A 15,599-nucleotide genomic window follows, 5' to 3' on the forward strand; every position below is an offset into this window, starting at 1 on the left:
CCCGCGTGGCGTCGCCCGTTGAAGACGGCGGAAGCGCCGTCGTACCCGTTCATGCACATGCACGCACCACCGTCCTGCACCAGGAGGCACCCCGCGATGTCGGTCCCCCAGCTCAACGACGAGCAGCGCGGCGAGGAGATCCTCGCCGTCTTCGACACCGCCTTCGGCCGGCTCCTGGCCGCCGACCCGGCCGCGTTCCGGGTGAAGTTCCGGAAGATGGCCGCCTCGGCCTTCGCGTTCTACCGGGGCACGGCGTGCCTCTTCTACCACGACCTGGACGCCGAGAAGCGGGGCGGCCCGTACCTGGACGACCGCACCTCGCGCGTGTGGATCCACGGCGACCTGCACGCGGAGAACTTCGGCACCTACATGGACGCCAACGGCCGGCTGATCTTCAACGTCAACGACTTCGACGAGGCCTACGTCGGCCCCTTCACCTGGGACCTCAAGCGCTTCTCGGCCTCGATCGCCCTCATCGGGTACGCGAAGGCCCTCAGCGACGAGCAGATCACCGAGCTGGTGACGGTCTACGCGGCGGCCTACCGCGAGCGCGTCCACGCCCTGGCCACCGGCGCCAAGAGCGACGAGGTGCCGCCCTTCACGCTGGACACCGCGCAGGGCCCGCTGCTGGACGCGCTGCGTGACGCCCGCTCGCTGACCCGCTTCGGGCTGCTGGAGTCGATGACCGAGATCCGCGACTTCGAGCGCCGGTTCGCACCCGGCGGCGGCTCCATCGAGCTGGACGCGGCGACCCGCTACAAGGTGCTGGCAGCCTTCGACGGCTACCTGGAGACCCTGCCGGACTCCTCGCTGGCCCGGCCGGACTCGTACCGCGTGAAGGACGTCGTCGGGCGCCGGGGCATCGGCATCGGCTCGGCGGGCCTGCCGTCGTACAACATCCTGCTGGAGGGCCACAGCGACGCCCTGGAGAACGATGTCGTGATCTACATCAAGCAGGCGCAGACCCCGGCCGTCTCCCGGCACGTCACGGACCCGGCGATCGCCGAGTACTTCCAGCACGAGGGCCACCGCACGGTGATCTCCCAGCGCGCCCTGCAGGCGCACGCCGACCCGTGGCTGGGCTGGACCGAGCTGGACGGCACGGGCCAGCTGGTCGCCGAGGTCTCGCCGTACGCGGTCGATCTGGACTGGGGCGACATCGACGACCCCGAGGAGATCGCGGGCGTCGTGGCCGACCTCGGCCGGGCCACCGCCACCATGCACGCGGCGGCCGACGACCAGTCCGGCGAGTCCCTGGTGCCCTTCTCCACCGAGCGCGCCATCGACGCGGCGCTCGCGGCCGACGAGGAGGGCTTCGCGCCGCTGCTGGTGGACTTCGCGCACAGCTACGGCGCACGCGCGCGCGCCGACCACCAGATCTTCGTCGACCTGTTCCGCAACGGCCGGATTCCGGGGCTGTGACCTTCGCGCACTCACAGGCACCCTTTAGGGGTCCCTTACCCGCTCACGTGACACACTCTCCTTTCGCTATGGACATTTCCGGGACCCAGCTCAGAGCCGTGCGCGCGGCGCTGTTCACGGCCTTCGTCGTGACGCTCAGCACCGCGTCGCACGTGCTGCTGTCGCGGGCTCCGCTGCCGCTGGCGGCCGTGACCGCGGTCGCCGCCGGAGTGTTCGTCACCGCGTACGCGCTGGCGGGCCGCGAGCGCGGCTTCGGCCGGATCGCGGCCCTGCTGATCCCGCTGGAGCTGGCCGCGGACACGGTGTTCACCACCGGCCAGCACACCTGTTACGGCAGGGCGGGCGGCCCGGTGGCCGGCCCGCTGCGCGCCTTCGGCGTCGACGTGCTGTGCCAGGGCGGTGCGGTCGGTGCCCCGCTGGCCCGGATGACCGGTGCCCCGGGCCGTGGCGCCGAGGCCTTCCTCGCGCACGCCAGCCCGGCCGCCGCGTGGCTGCTGCTCGCCGCGCACGTCGGCGTGGGGCTCCTCGCGGCCGCCTCCCTGCGAAGGGGTGAGCGGGCCCTCACCCAGTTGCTGCGCGCGGTCGCCGCGACCACCTTCCGGCCGCTGCTGCTGGCCGTGGCCGCCGGCTCCGTACGGCTGTCCCCGGCCCGCGCGCTGCCGCGGCCGGCCCCGCGGCCGGCCGCCGCCCGCGACCGCCTCCTCGTGCACTCCCTGGGACGGCGTGGACCGCCGTGCTCACCGGCCTTCGCCTGAAGCGACGGCACGTGAGCACGACCAGTCCCCCACACGTATCCCGCGTACGACATGTGCGCGTCCCACATGGAGATCACCAACATGAGCAAGCGGAACAGCCAGGCGGCGAAGGTGGCGGCCCGGGAGCGGCTGCGCCAGGAGCGCGAGCGGCAGGCCAAGCGGGACAAGGCCAGGCGGCAGATCATCGTGGCCGCCTCGGTCGTGGCCGTGCTGGCCGCGGCCGGCGGCATCGGCTACGCCGTCGTCCAGGCCAACAAGCCCAGCTACTGGGAGGGCCTGAAGGACGCCAAGGTCACCGCCCCGGCCAACACCACGGGCACGAAGGGCACCACGGTCGTCATCGGCAAGGACACCGCCAAGAAGACCCTCAAGATCTACGAGGACCCGCGCTGCCCGATCTGCGCCCAGTTCGAGCAGACCGTCGGGTCGACCGTGAAGAAGGACATCGACGACGGCAAGTTCAAGATCCAGTTCATCGGTGCCACGTTCCTCGACCGGACCGACGGCCAGGGTTCGAAGAACGCGCTGAGCGCCCTCGGCGCGGCGCTCAACGTCAGCCCCGAGGCGTTCCTCGAGTACAAGACCGCGCTGTACTCGACCAAGTGGCACCCGGCCGAGACGGACGACAAGTTCAAGAGCGACGACTACCTCCTGAAGGTCGCCGCCACCGTCCCCGCGCTGAAGAACAACGCCACGTTCCAGAACGCCGTGAAGAACGGCACCTACGACGCCTGGGCGATGGCCATGTCCAAGACGTTCGACGACAACAAGGACGGCGTGAGCGGCACCCCGAGCTTCGTCATGGACGGCAAGAAGCTCACCACCGACGCCGCGGGCGACCCGCCCATGACGGTGGCCGACTTCAACCGGGTGGTGGACGCGGCCCTCAAGGGCTGACGGACCGTCACCGCCGGTCTCCCCAGCGGGCGGACGGCCCCGCGCGTGAGCGATCCGGCCTCCGCGTGAAGAGCGGGCGAACTTTCCGAGTTCGCCCGCTCTCCTGCATACCGATCAGTAACCTGATCGGTCGTGACCAGTCGATACCGATCGTCCGAGGCGTCGCAGCGCCTCGACTCGCCCTCGCCACGCCGCCGTACGGTCGTCAAGGCCGCGGCGGCGACCGCTGTCCTGGCCGGCCCGCTGGCCGCCGCGCTCCCGGCCCGCGCCGCCACGGACGCCCCCGCCTTCCTGCATGGCGTCGCCTCCGGTGACCCGCTGCCCGACGGCATCCTGCTGTGGACCCGGGTGACTGCCGTCCCGGAGGCGATACCCGGATCCGGGCTCGGCCCGGACACCGAGGTGAGCTGGATCGTCGCCAGGGACAAGGCGTTCACCAGCGTCGTCGCCAAGGGCTCCACCACCGCGACGGCCGCCTCCGACCACACCGTGAAGGCCGACATCCGCGGCCTGGAGCCGGCCACGGACTACTGGTTCCGTTTCTCGGTCGGCGGCACCGACTCCCCGGTGGCGCGCACCCGCACCGCGCCGGCGGCGGACGCGACCGTGCCCGGCCTGCGCTTCGGCGTGGTCTCCTGCGCCAACTGGGAGGCCGGCCACTTCTCGGCCTACCGTCACCTCGCGGCGCGCGGCGACCTCGACGCGTGGCTGCATCTGGGCGACTACATCTACGAGTACAAGTCCGGCGAGTACGCGGCCCGGGGCACGGTCGTACGCCCGCACGCCCCCGCGCACGAGATCCTCACGCTCGCTGACTACCGCATCCGGCACGCCACCTACAAGACCGACCCCGACCTGCAGGCCCTGCACCTGAAGGCGCCGGTCATCGCTATCTGGGACGACCACGAGTTCGCCGACAACGCCTGGTCTGGCGGCGCGGTCGACCACACCGAGGGCACCGAGGGCAGCTGGACGTCCCGTCAGGCGGCCGCGAAGCAGGCCTACTTCGAGTGGATGCCGGTCCGCCCGGCGATCGCCGGCACCACCTACCGGCGGCTGCGCTTCGGCAAGCTCGCCGACCTGTCCCTGCTGGACCTGCGCTCCTTCCGCTCCCAGCAGGCGGCCACGGCCAGCGGTTCGGTGGACGACCCGGACCGCACGCTCACCGGCCGGGCCCAACTCGACTGGCTGAAGGCGGGACTGAAGTCCTCCGACACCAAGTGGCGGCTGGTCGGCAACTCGGTGATGATCTCGCCGTTCTCCTTCGGCTCCCTCTCCGCCGACCTGTTCAAGCCGCTCGCCAAGCTGCTCGGGCTGCCGCAGGAGGGCATCGCCGCCAACACCGACCAGTGGGACGGCTACACCGACGACCGCCGCGAGCTGCTGGGCCACCTGCGCGCGAACGCGATCGGCAACACCGTCTTCCTGACCGGTGACATCCACATGTCGTGGGCCAACGACGTGCCGGTCGACGCCGGGACCTACCCCCTCTCCGCCTCGGCGGCCACCGAGTTCGTGATCACCTCGGTGACCTCCGACAACCTCGACGACGTCGTCAAGGTCCCCGAGGGCACGGTCTCGGCGGTCGCCGCGCCGGTCATCAAGGCCGCCAACCGGCATGTCCACTGGGTGGACACCGACCGGCACGGCTACGGCGTGCTGGACATCACCGCCGACCGCGCACAGATGGACTACTACGTCCTGTCCGACCGCACCGACGCGAACGCCACGTCCAGCTGGGCGCGTTCGTACCGCACCCGCAGCGGCACGCAGAAGATCGAGCGGGCCTACGACCCGGTGTGACCGCTCGCTACAGGCTGTCGAGGAAGCCGAGCGCCACCCGCCAGGTGGCCTCGGCGGCCTCCGCGTCGTAGTCCGGCAGTCCGGGGTCGGTGTAGAGGTGCCCGGCCCCGGCGTAGCGGTAGATCTCCACGTCGGCGCCCGTCCGGCCCATCTGCAGATACCAGGCGCTCAGCCAGTCGTCCGTCTCGAACGGGTCCGGCTCGGCCACGTGCAGCTGCACCGGCAGCTCGTCCGCCTGCGCGTTCGGCGCGATGTCCGAGGTGCCGTGCACGAGCAGCAGCCCGCGCGCCTTGTCGTCACCGAGGGCGAGGGTCTGGGCGATGGAGGCACCGAGCGAGAACCCGGCGTACACCAGCCCCCGGTCCGAGTACGGCGCCGCCGCCAGCACCGCCCGCTTGAGCAGTTCCTCCTTGCCCAGCTCCTCCTTGTACGCCATGCCCTCCTCGACGGTGTCGAACGTGCGCCCCTCGAAGAGGTCAGGCGTCCACACCTCGTGGCCCGCCGCGCGCAGCCGGTCCGCGGCCTCGCGCACCGCGGGCCTGAGCCCGTAGGTCGAGTGAAAGAGCATGATGTTCATGAGGCCATGGTGCCAGCCGGGTACGACAGCGACCGAGCCGCCGTACCCAGGTGAGCCGGGAACACACATGTTCATCGGGCCGTCAGCCGGGTTAGGCGCGGAGGCATGGAGAACGTACTCCGCCCCCTGATCGTGCTCGGCGGCTCGGTCGCGCTCACCCTGGCCATCGGGTGGGCCACCGACCGGCTGCTGCGCAAAGCCGACGAAGGCGACTCCGACACCCCGCTGTGGCAGCTGCTGCGGCGCGGCCGCATCCCCTACCAGCTCGTCCTCTGCGCCGCCCTGCTCAGAGGCTCGTACGACCAGGCGAAGCTGCTGGAGCGGCACCAGGTCGGCATCGGCCGGACGCTGACCCTGGTGCTGATCGGCTCCGCCGCCTGGTTGGTGATCCGGATCGCCGCGGCGATCGTCGAGACCTCCTACAGCCGCTACGCGCGCGCCCACCGGGACGCGGCCCGGGTCCGCCGGGTGCGTACGCAGGTGGAGCTGATCATGCGGGTGGTGTCCGCGATCGTCATCGTCGTGGCGATCGCCTCGATGCTGCTCACCTTCCCGGCGATGCGCGCGGCCGGTGCCTCGCTGCTGGCCTCCGCCGGCATCCTCGGCATCGTGGCCGGTGTCGCCGCCCAGTCGACGCTGTCGAACCTGTTCGCGGGCCTGCAGATCGCCTTCGGTGACATGGTGCGCATCGGCGACACGGTCGTCGTGGACGGCGAGTGGGGCACGGTCGAGGAGATCACCCTGACGTTCCTGACGGTACGGACCTGGGACGAGCGCCGGATCACCATGCCGGTGTCGTACTTCACCTCCAAGCCGTTCGAGAACTGGTCCCGCGGCACCCCGCAGATGACCGGCATCGTCTTCTGGTACCTCGACCACAGCGCGCCCGTCGAGGCGATGCGCGAGAAGCTGCGTGACATCCTGCGCGAGTGCCCCGCCTGGGACGGCCGCGCCTACGGCCTGCAGGTGACGGACACGACCCCCAACACCATCCAGGTGCGCGCCCTGGTGACCGCGAAGGACGCCGACGACATCTGGACGGTACGGGTCGCGGTCCGCGAGCGCATGATCACCTGGCTGTCGGCGGAGCACCCCTACGCGCTCCCGCGGGTCAACACCTCGGATGCCGTCCTCCCGCCCTACCGGGTCCCGTCCCCCGACCGCTCCTCCCTCCGCAAGGCCTACGACTTCCCACGCACCGGCAGGGGGTGATCGCGCAGCGGGCCGAAGCCGCTGTCCAGCCGACCTGGAACGGACGGCGCGCGGTGGGAGGTGCGCGGTGGGAGGCAACGGTCAGCGCAGGCTACGCACGTCAAGGTGCCGGAGCACCCGGTCCACGATCTCCGGATCCGCACCGGGCTCGCTGCGCGCCGCCAGCACCTCGTGGCGCGCGGCGCTCAGCATCTCGCCCTGGATGCGCCGCACCCGCTTCAGCCGCCTGACCCGCTGATGCTGCGCCTCCCGCCGTTCCTCCTCCCCCATGTCCGGACTGATCCGGATCCCGATGTCGAAGGCCCGCCGCAGCATCTGCTCGGACAGGTCCTCGGGCAGGTCCTCCACCTGCTCGATCTCCCGCAGCCGGCGCTTCGCCGCCTTCGCGGCCCGGACCGCCAGCTCCTTCTCGAACTCCTTCTCCCGCTCGGAGTCGGCCTGCACCCCGAGCCGCCTGACCAGCCACGGCAGCGTCAGCCCCTGCAGCACCAGCGTGGCGACGATCACCCCGAAGGCGATGAAGATGATCTCGTCCCGGTCGGGGAACGGCGCCCCGTCGCCGGTCTTCAGCGGAACGGCCAGCGCCAGCGCCACGGAGGCCACCCCCCGCATCCCGGACCACCACATCACGACGGTCTCCCGCCAGCTCACCGGGATCTCCTCGTCGTAGTCCCGGCGGGCGTGCAGCCGCTTGGTCAGCCAGGTGGCGGGCAGCAGCCACAGCAGCCGTACGACGACCACCACGCCCACGACGGTGGCCGCCCAGCCGAGCATCTCGCCCCACCGGCCCTCGGCCGTACGGATGGCGTTGTGCAGCTCCAGGCCGATCAGCCCGAAGGCGACGCCCGTGACGAGGGTGTCGATGATGTCCCAGAAGGTGTGCCCGGCGAGCCGGGTCATCACGTCGTCGGCGTCGGTGGCGTACTCGGCCAGGAAGAGGGCCGTGGTGAGCACGGCGAGCACCCCGGAGCCGTGCAGCTTCTCCGCGAGCACGTAGGAGGCGTACGGCACCAGCAGGGTCATGCCGATCTGGAGGGTCGGATCGCCCAGCAGGTCCATCAGCCGGTTCGCGCCCCAGCCCAGCGCCAGGCCGACGGCCACCGCGACGACGGCGGACAGCACGAGGTCCAGGCCGGCCTGCCAGGGCGAGAACGTGCCGCTCACGGCGGCGGCGATCGCCACGTGGTACAGCACGATGGCGGTGACGTCGTTGAACAGACCCTCGCCCTCCAGGATCGACACCAGGCGGCGGGGCAGCCCGAGCTGTCCGGCGACGCTCGTCGCGGCGACCGGGTCGGGCGGCGCGATCAGGGCGCCGAGGGCGACGGCGGCGGCGATCGGCAGGCCGGGCACGATCGCGCCGGCGACGAGCGCCACGCACACCGTCGTCACGAACACCAGGGCGACGGCCAGCAGGATGATCGGGCGGACGTTGGCCGCGAACTGCCGCCAGGAGGTTCGGCGTACGGCGGCGTAGAGCAGCGGCGGCAGCAGCGCCGGCAGGATCAGATCGGGCGGGATGTCCACGTTGGGCACGAAGTCGGCCACCGCCAGGACGCCGCCGAACAGCGTCATCAGCACCGGCGCCGGCACCCCGAACCGGTCGCCCAGCGGGACGCTCACCAGAGCCCCGAGCAACAGTACGAACAGCAGAGCCAACTGGTCCACGGCCGGCGCTCCGGGGGTCGACGATCACAGGGCAAGCCTCAAGCCTGCCACGGCCCTCACCCGGCGGGCGCGTCGCTAGAGGGCGCGGCGCATCGCCCGGTGCGGTATGCCCGCGTCCGGGAACTCAGGGCCGTACGCCGCGTAGCCGAGACGCTCGTAGAAGCCCAGGGCGTGGGTCTGGGCGTGCAGGTCCACCGCCGTGAGGCCGCGCGCGCGTGCCGCGTCCTCGATGGCCCGCACCAGGGCCGCGCCGACCCCGAGCCCGCGTGCCTCCCGGGAGACCGCGAGTCGCCCGAGGGAGCCCACCGCCGGGTCCCCGCCCGTCTTCCCGGCCGCCGCCGCGCCGTACAGCAGCCGCCCGGTGCCGAGCGGCACGCCGTCCTCGCGGACGGCGAGGACATGCACGGCGACGGTGTCGTAGGCGTCGTACTCGATGTCCTCGGCGACGCCCTGCTCGACGACGAAGACCTCCTTGCGGACCGCGAAGCAGGCCTCGCGGTCGGCGGGGTCCTCGGCGACCCGGACGGTGTACGGCGTGCTCACGCGTACGTCTCCTCCCGGACCTGGTCGAGGGCCTGCTGCAGGTCCTCGGGATAGTCGCTCTCGAACTCCACCCACTGCCCGTCCCCGGGGTGCTCGAAGCCGAGTCGCACGGCGTGCAGCCACTGGCGGGTCAGGCGCAGCCGCTTGGCGAGGGTCGGGTCGGCCCCGTAGGTGAGGTCGCCGACGCAGGGGTGGCGGTGGGCGGCCATGTGGACGCGGATCTGGTGGGTGCGGCCGGTCTCCAGCTTCACGTCCAGCAGGGAGGCGGCGCGGAAGGCCTCCACGAGGTCGTAGTGGGTCACCGAGGGCTTGCCGTCGGCCGTGACCGCCCACTTGTAGTCGTGCTGCGGGTGGCGGCCGATGGGGGCGTCGATCGTGCCGCTCGTCGGGTCCGGGTGGCCCTGGACCAGGGTGTGGTAGCGCTTGTCGACCGTGCGCTCCTTGAACTGGCGCTTGAGCGACGTGTACGCGTACTCGGACTTGGCGACCACCATCAGGCCCGAGGTGCCGACGTCGAGGCGGTGCACGATGCCCTGGCGCTCGGCGGCGCCCGAGGTGGAGATCCGGTATCCGGCGGCCGCGAGACCACCGATGACGGTGGGGCCGGACCAGCCCGGCGAGGGGTGCGCGGCCACACCGACCGGCTTGACGATCACGACCACGTCATCGTCGTCGTGCACGATCTCCATGCCCTCGACGGGCTCGGCGACCACCTGCACCGGCGCGGGCGCCTGCGGCATCTCGACCTCGAGCCAGGCGCCGCCGCGCACCCGCTCGGACTTGCCGACCACCGCGCCGTCGACCTGGACCTTGCCGGCCGCGGCCAGCTCCGCCGCCTTGGTGCGGGAGAAGCCGAACATGCGGGAGATGGCGGCGTCGACGCGCTCGCCCTCCAGGCCGTCGGGCACGGGCAGGGTACGGATCTCGGGAATCGTGCTCACCCGTCGAGTATGCCGGACGGGCCGAACAGCCCCGAACGAGCCTGTGGAAAACCGGCTGTGGAAGGGGCTGACCTCAGTCCTTGTGAACCGTGCCGTCCGGGTCCAGGCCACGGAAGGACAGCAGCACGATCAGGATGCCGCCGCACACGATCGCCGAGTCGGCGAGGTTGAACACCGCAAAGCCCTTGGGCGCGATGAAGTCCACGACCTCGCCCTCGAAGATCCCGGGCGCCCGGAAGATGCGGTCGGTGAGGTTGCCGAGCGCGCCGCCGAGCAGCAGGCCGAGCGCGATCGCCCAGGGGAAGCTGTAGAGCTTGCGGGCCAGCCGGATGATCACCACGATCACGGCGGCCGCGATGAGCGTGAAGATGATCGTGAAGGCCGCGCCGAAGCCGAAGGCGGCGCCCGGGTTGCGGATGGCGTGCAGCTCCAGCCAGTCGCCGACGACCTCGACCGGCGCGTGGTGCTCCAGCTTCGCGACCACGAGCATCTTGCTGATCAGGTCGAGGGCGTACGCGAACGCGGCCACCGCGAACAGCACGGCGATCCGGCGCCCGCGGCCGGTCCGCCGCTGCGCCGGCGTCTCCCGCTCGCCCGCGCCGGGCGCCCCGGCCTCGCGGGGTGCCCCGGTTCCGGCGGGCGCTCCGGCCGCCGCCATCCGCTCGCCGCCGTCGTCCGGGGTGTCCGGCGTACCGATGATGCGCTCCGCCTCTGCCACGTGAGTCCCTCAACCTAGGTGCCTGACTGAGGATGAGAGTACGGCACGCCCCTGAGGGCCCTCACGCTCAGGAGCGGCGTTCCTGCTTCTGCTTGCACTCCACGCACAGGGTGGCCCGCGGGAAGGCCTGCATCCGGGCCTTGCCGATGGGGTTCCCGCAGTTCTCGCACAGGCCGTAGGTGCCCGCGTCCAGCCGTTCCAGGGCCCGTTCGGTCTGGATCAGCATCTCGCGCGCGTTGGCGGCCAGCGCCAGCTCGTGCTCGCGTGTGATGTTCTTGGTGCCGGTGTCGGCCTGGTCGTCACCCGCGCCGTCCCCGGAGTCCCGCATGAGGCCGACGAGGGACGCCTCCGACGAGCTGATCTCCTCCCGCAGCCGCTTTTCCTCGGACTGCAGCTCCGCGCGGGCCTCCGCGACCTCTTCCGGGGTCCAGGGGTCCTCGCCGGGACGCACCGCCAGCTCGCCGGGCTCCACCGCACCGACCCGTGCCTTGGGAACGCCGGTCTCCGCCGTGGCCGTGCCAGGAGTCTTCTTCGCAACCACTGTCGTGGCTCCCGTCTGCTTCGCGGCCCGCGCCGCGCCCGCTTTCTTGGCCGTGCTCTTCGCGGCCGCCTCCGTGGAGACGTCCTCGCCGCCCACCTGCTCGCCGACGGCCTTCATCGCCGCCGGCTCCTGCGTCACCGCCCCCTTCGCTGCCGACTTCTCCTCGGCGACCTTCTTGGCGACGGCCTTCTCGGCCGGTGCCTTCTTCGCGGCCGCCCTGCCGCCCACCGCTTCCTTCGCCGCCGCCTTCTCGGCCGGTTTCCGGGCGGCAGCCTTCTTCTTCGCGGCGGGCTTCTTCGGGGCGGGCTCCTTCGTGGCCGCCTTCACCGCCGTCGCCGCCTCGGCGGTCGTCTTCTTCGCCACGGTTCTCCTGCCCGGCGCCTTCTCCGCCGGTGCCTTCTTGGCGACGGTCTTCCTGGCGGTCTTCCCGGCGGCCGTGTCGTTCACCGCCGTCTTGCCGGCCGCCGTCTTCCCGGCCGCCGTCTTCTTCGCCGCCGTGTCCACCGGCCCCGCCCGCCCGGTCGAGGCAGCACCCGTACGCGTGGTCTTCTTCCCGCCCACCTCTTCGGCCTCACCACCCGAGGCGGCCGCACCTCCGGAGGCGGCCGCGCCCCTGGACCGGACAGTCGCCGGCTGCTGTACGGCGGTCTTTTTCGCCACCATGGCCGCGGCCCCTTCACATATTGTGATCTTGCTCGCGAATCGTGCTGGGACGATAAATCGACTTGAGTCCCGCGGCAACGGGGCGCACCGCCCGATTCGCCCGCCCGCACCCCCCGCGCAGCGGGCCTGCATCCGTTGTGCCCAGCTCCCCGCCGGGTAATCCGCCGAGCCGGGCGCGCCCGGACGCGGACGTCCGCGCCCTCGGCATTCGGGTCATCCCGGCCGGTCGCCCGGCCGCCGCCCGCACGGCACGGAAAACCGGTCCGCCACTGTCCGCGCGGCGCCGTACACTGGGCGGAGCGAAAAGCGTGGATGGGGACGAGTAGCGGCGTACGCAGCCCAGAGCGACCCGGGGACGGTGTGAGCCCGGGGGCGAGCGCGACGTGAAGATCACCCCGGAGCCGCCGGAAGAAAGCCACCGCCGACAGGCCGGGGCGAGTAGAACCGGCTTCGCGACCCCAATGAGGGGGCTCACCGGCGTGTACGGCACGCCGGAGGGCCAAGGAGGGTGGTACCGCGGGAGCGCGCCGCACACGGCGTAGACAGGAACGAAGGCTCTCGTCCCTCCGACGGAAGGCAGCAAGTCCGTTGGAGGATGCTCGCAGATGACAGCGCCGACGTACCGCCAGGTGCCCGCACAGGTCGACCTGCCCGCTCTTGAGCACGCCGTGCTCGACTTCTGGCGCGACCAGAAGATCTTCGCCAAGAGCCTGGAGCAGTCCGAGGGCCGCCCGGAGTGGGTGTTCTACGAGGGCCCGCCCACCGCCAACGGCATGCCCGGCGCCCACCACATCGAGGCGCGGGTGTTCAAGGACGTCTTCCCCCGCTTCCGCACCATGCGCGGCTACCACGTGGCCCGCAAGGCCGGCTGGGACTGCCACGGCCTGCCCGTCGAGCTGGCCGTCGAGAAGGAGCTGGGCTTCTCCGGCAAGCAGGACATCGAGGCGTACGGCATCGCCGAGTTCAACGCCAAGTGCCGCGAGTCGGTCACCCGGCACACGGACGCCTTCGCCGAGCTGACGACCCGCATGGGCTACTGGGTCGACCTGGACGACGCCTACCGGACCATGGACCCCGAGTACGTGGAGTCCGTGTGGTGGTCGCTGAAGCAGATCTTCACCAAGGGGCTCCTCGTCCAGGACTACCGGGTCGCCCCCTGGTGCCCGCGCTGCGGCACCGGCCTGTCCGACCACGAGCTGGCGCAGGGCTACGAGACGGTCGTGGACCCGTCCGTGTACGTCCGTTTCCCGCTCACCTCCGGTCCGCTCGCCGGCGAGGCCGCGCTCCTGGTGTGGACGACGACCCCCTGGACCCTGGTGTCCAACACGGCGGTCGCCGCGCACCCGGAGGTCACCTACGTCGTCGCGACCGACGGCCAGGAGAAGCTCGTCGTCGCCGAGCCGCTCGTCGCCAAGGCGCTCGGCGAGGGCTGGGAGCCCACCGGCCAGACCTTCACCGGCGCCGAGCTGGAGCGCTGGACCTACCAGCGCCCGTTCGAGCTGGTGGAGTTCCCGGAGCCGGCCCACTACGTGGTGAACGCGGAGTACGTGACCACCGAGGACGGCACGGGTCTGGTCCACCAGTCCCCCGCCTTCGGTGAGGACGACCTCAAGGTCTGCCGCGCCTACGGCCTGCCCGTGGTCAACCCGGTCCGCCCGGACGGCACCTTCGAGGAGGACGTCCCGCTGGTCGGCGGCATCTTCTTCAAGAAGGCCGACGAGAAGCTCACCGAGGACCTCGGCAACCGCGGCCTGCTCTTCAAGCACCTGCCGTACGAGCACAGCTACCCGCACTGCTGGCGCTGCCACACCGCGCTCCTGTACTACGCGCAGCCCTCCTGGTACATCCGTACGACGGCGATCAAGGACCGCCTGATCCAGGAGAACGAGAAGACGAACTGGTTCCCGGAGACGGTCAAGCACGGCCGCTACGGCGACTGGCTGAACAACAACATCGACTGGGCGCTGTCCCGCAACCGCTACTGGGGCACCCCGCTGCCCATCTGGCGCTGCGAGGACGACCACCTCACCTGTGTCGGCTCCCGCGCGGAGCTGACCGAACTGACCGGCACCGACCAGTCCGGCCTCGACCCGCACCGCCCGTACATCGACGAGATCACCTTCGCCTGCCGTCACGACGGCTGCGGGAAGACGGCCACGCGCGTGCCGGAGGTCATCGACGCCTGGTACGACTCGGGTTCGATGCCGTTCGCGCAGTGGGGCTACCCGTACAAGAACAAGGAGCTCTTCGAGAGCCGGTACCCGGCGCAGTTCATCTCCGAGGCGATCGACCAGACCCGCGGCTGGTTCTACACGCTGATGGCCGTCGGCACACTCGTCTTCGACAAGTCGTCGTACGAGAACGTCGTCTGCCTGGGCCACATCCTGGCCGAGGACGGCCGCAAGATGTCCAAGCACCTGGGCAACATCCTGCAGCCGATCCCGCTCATGGACCAGCACGGCGCGGACGCGGTGCGCTGGTTCATGGCGGCCGGCGGTTCCCCGTGGGCGGCCCGCCGGGTCGGCCACGGCACGATCCAGGAGGTCGTCCGCAAGACGCTGCTGACGTACTGGAACACGGTCGCCTTCCAGGCGCTGTACGCCCGTACGTCGAACTGGGCGCCCGGCGAGGCGGACCCGGCCCCGGCCGAGCGTCCGCTGCTGGACCGCTGGCTGCTGTCGGAGCTGCACGCGCTCACCGACCAGGTGACCCAGGCGCTGGAGGCGTACGACACCCAGCGCGCCGGCAAGCTGCTGTCCGCGTTCGTGGACGACCTGTCGAACTGGTACGTCCGCCGCTCGCGCCGCCGCTTCTGGCAGGGCGACAAGGCCGCGCTGCGCACCCTGCACGAGGTGCTGGAGACGGTCACCAAGCTGATGGCGCCGATCACCCCGTTCATCACCGAGCGGGTGTGGCAGGACCTGGTCGTTCCGGTCAGCCCGGGGGCGCCGGAGTCCGTCCACCTGGCCCCCTGGCCGGAGGCGGACCTCGGTTCCATCGACCCGGAGCTGTCGAAGCAGATGGTCCTGGTCCGCCGGCTGGTGGAACTGGGCCGTGCCACGCGCGCGGAATCGGGCGTCAAGACGCGGCAGCCGCTGTCCCGTGCGCTGATCGCGGCCACCGGCTTCGAGGCCCTGGACCGCGAGCTGCACGTCCAGATCACCGAGGAACTGAACGTCTCCTCGCTGGCGTCACTGTCCGAGGTCGGCGGCTCCCTGGTCGACACGACCGCCAAGGCCAACTTCCGCGCGCTCGGCAAGCGGTTCGGCAAGCGGGTGCAGGACGTGGCGAAGGCGATCGCCGCGGCCGACGCCGCCGCGCTGTCGCTGGCGCTGCGCGAGGGCACGGCGTCCGTGGAGGTCGACGGGGAGACGGTCAGCCTCGCTCCCGACGAGGTGATCATCACCGAGACCCCGCGTGAGGGCTGGTCGGTGGCCTCCGACTCCGGCGCCACGGTCGCGCTGGACCTGGAGATCACCGAGGAGCTGCGGCAGGCGGGCCTGGCCCGTGACGCGATCCGCCTCATCCAGGAGGCGCGCAAGAACAGCGGCCTGGACGTGGCCGACCGGATCGCCCTGCGCTGGACCTCCACGGACCCGGCGGTGATCGCGGCCCTGACCGAGCACGCCGAGCTGATCGCCGACGAGGTCCTGGCGACCGACTTCGGCCAGGGTGAGGCCGATGACACCTACGGTTCCGCCTTCACCGACGAGGGACTCTCCTTGTCGTTCCGGCTGCGCAAGGCATAAAGCCGGCCTCGATCAAGGGGCGCGGTCTTCGCACAGCGCTCTTTGGTGGTCGCCGCGACACGTGGTCGTGTCGATCAGGCCGCGAGCAGTCCATGCAGGCGCTCGGCCGG

At 71.4% G+C, this 15,599-nt stretch carries 12 protein-coding genes; 6 read left to right on the forward strand and 6 right to left on the reverse strand.

The window, feature by feature from the left end; translation table 11 throughout:
* Positions 1-96 precede the first annotated feature (96 nt).
* The 4 genes from ACGFRF_RS19490 (at position 97) to ACGFRF_RS19505 (ending at position 4,877) form a co-directional block, all read left to right on the forward strand.
* Positions 97-1,422 carry a DUF2252 domain-containing protein gene (locus ACGFRF_RS19490; RefSeq protein ID WP_393741443.1) on the forward strand — a complete coding sequence of 442 codons (1,326 nt, stop codon included), beginning with the start codon at positions 97-99 and terminating at the stop codon, positions 1,420-1,422.
* A gap of 68 nt (positions 1,423-1,490) precedes the next feature.
* Positions 1,491-2,177, forward strand: a complete 687-nt coding sequence (locus ACGFRF_RS19495) for a hypothetical protein (RefSeq protein ID WP_393741445.1) — start codon at positions 1,491-1,493, stop codon at positions 2,175-2,177.
* 81 nt (positions 2,178-2,258) lie between these two features.
* Positions 2,259-3,074: a thioredoxin domain-containing protein gene (locus ACGFRF_RS19500; protein WP_393741447.1), complete on the forward strand. Its 816-nt coding sequence runs from the start codon at positions 2,259-2,261 to the stop codon at positions 3,072-3,074.
* Between the two features lie 132 nt (positions 3,075-3,206).
* Complete coding sequence (locus ACGFRF_RS19505) at positions 3,207-4,877, forward strand: alkaline phosphatase D family protein (protein WP_393741448.1); 1,671 nt, start codon at positions 3,207-3,209, stop codon at positions 4,875-4,877.
* 7 nt (positions 4,878-4,884) lie between these two features.
* Here ACGFRF_RS19505 and ACGFRF_RS19510 read toward each other — a convergent pair whose 3' ends face one another.
* On the reverse strand, positions 4,885-5,454 hold the full coding sequence (locus ACGFRF_RS19510; RefSeq protein ID WP_393741450.1) for a dienelactone hydrolase family protein: 570 nt from the start codon (positions 5,452-5,454) through the stop codon (positions 4,885-4,887).
* A gap of 105 nt (positions 5,455-5,559) precedes the next feature.
* Between ACGFRF_RS19510 and ACGFRF_RS19515 the strand changes: the two genes are divergently transcribed.
* Complete coding sequence (locus ACGFRF_RS19515; protein WP_393741452.1) at positions 5,560-6,666, forward strand: mechanosensitive ion channel family protein; 1,107 nt, start codon at positions 5,560-5,562, stop codon at positions 6,664-6,666.
* Between the two features lie 81 nt (positions 6,667-6,747).
* Here ACGFRF_RS19515 and ACGFRF_RS19520 read toward each other — a convergent pair whose 3' ends face one another.
* The 5 genes from ACGFRF_RS19520 to ACGFRF_RS19540 form a co-directional block, all read right to left on the reverse strand.
* Entirely contained in the window at positions 6,748-8,334 is a 1,587-nt protein-coding gene (locus tag ACGFRF_RS19520) for a Na+/H+ antiporter (RefSeq protein ID WP_393741454.1), read from the reverse strand.
* Positions 8,335-8,409: 75 nt separating this feature from the next.
* Positions 8,410-8,877 carry a GNAT family N-acetyltransferase gene (locus tag ACGFRF_RS19525; protein WP_393741456.1) on the reverse strand — a complete coding sequence of 156 codons (468 nt, stop codon included), beginning with the start codon at positions 8,875-8,877 and terminating at the stop codon, positions 8,410-8,412.
* On the reverse strand, positions 8,874-9,818 hold the full coding sequence (locus ACGFRF_RS19530; RefSeq protein ID WP_393741458.1) for an RluA family pseudouridine synthase: 945 nt from the start codon (positions 9,816-9,818) through the stop codon (positions 8,874-8,876). The genes ACGFRF_RS19525 and ACGFRF_RS19530 overlap by 4 nt, the downstream gene beginning before the upstream one ends.
* A 73-nt stretch (positions 9,819-9,891) precedes the next feature.
* Positions 9,892-10,536 carry a signal peptidase II gene (gene lspA, locus ACGFRF_RS19535; RefSeq protein ID WP_393741460.1) on the reverse strand — a complete coding sequence of 215 codons (645 nt, stop codon included), beginning with the start codon at positions 10,534-10,536 and terminating at the stop codon, positions 9,892-9,894.
* 67 nt (positions 10,537-10,603) lie between these two features.
* Positions 10,604-11,740 carry a TraR/DksA C4-type zinc finger protein gene (locus tag ACGFRF_RS19540; protein WP_393741462.1) on the reverse strand — a complete coding sequence of 379 codons (1,137 nt, stop codon included), beginning with the start codon at positions 11,738-11,740 and terminating at the stop codon, positions 10,604-10,606.
* Between the two features lie 605 nt (positions 11,741-12,345).
* Here ACGFRF_RS19540 and ileS point away from each other — a divergent pair.
* Positions 12,346-15,489 (forward strand): isoleucine--tRNA ligase, encoded by a 3,144-nt coding sequence (ileS, locus tag ACGFRF_RS19545; RefSeq protein WP_393741464.1) that lies wholly within the window; start codon positions 12,346-12,348, stop codon positions 15,487-15,489.
* The last annotated feature ends 110 nt before the right edge of the window (positions 15,490-15,599 follow it).

This window comes from Streptomyces sp. NPDC048521, assembly GCF_043199855.1.
Lineage (GTDB): Bacteria > Actinomycetota > Actinomycetes > Streptomycetales > Streptomycetaceae > Streptomyces.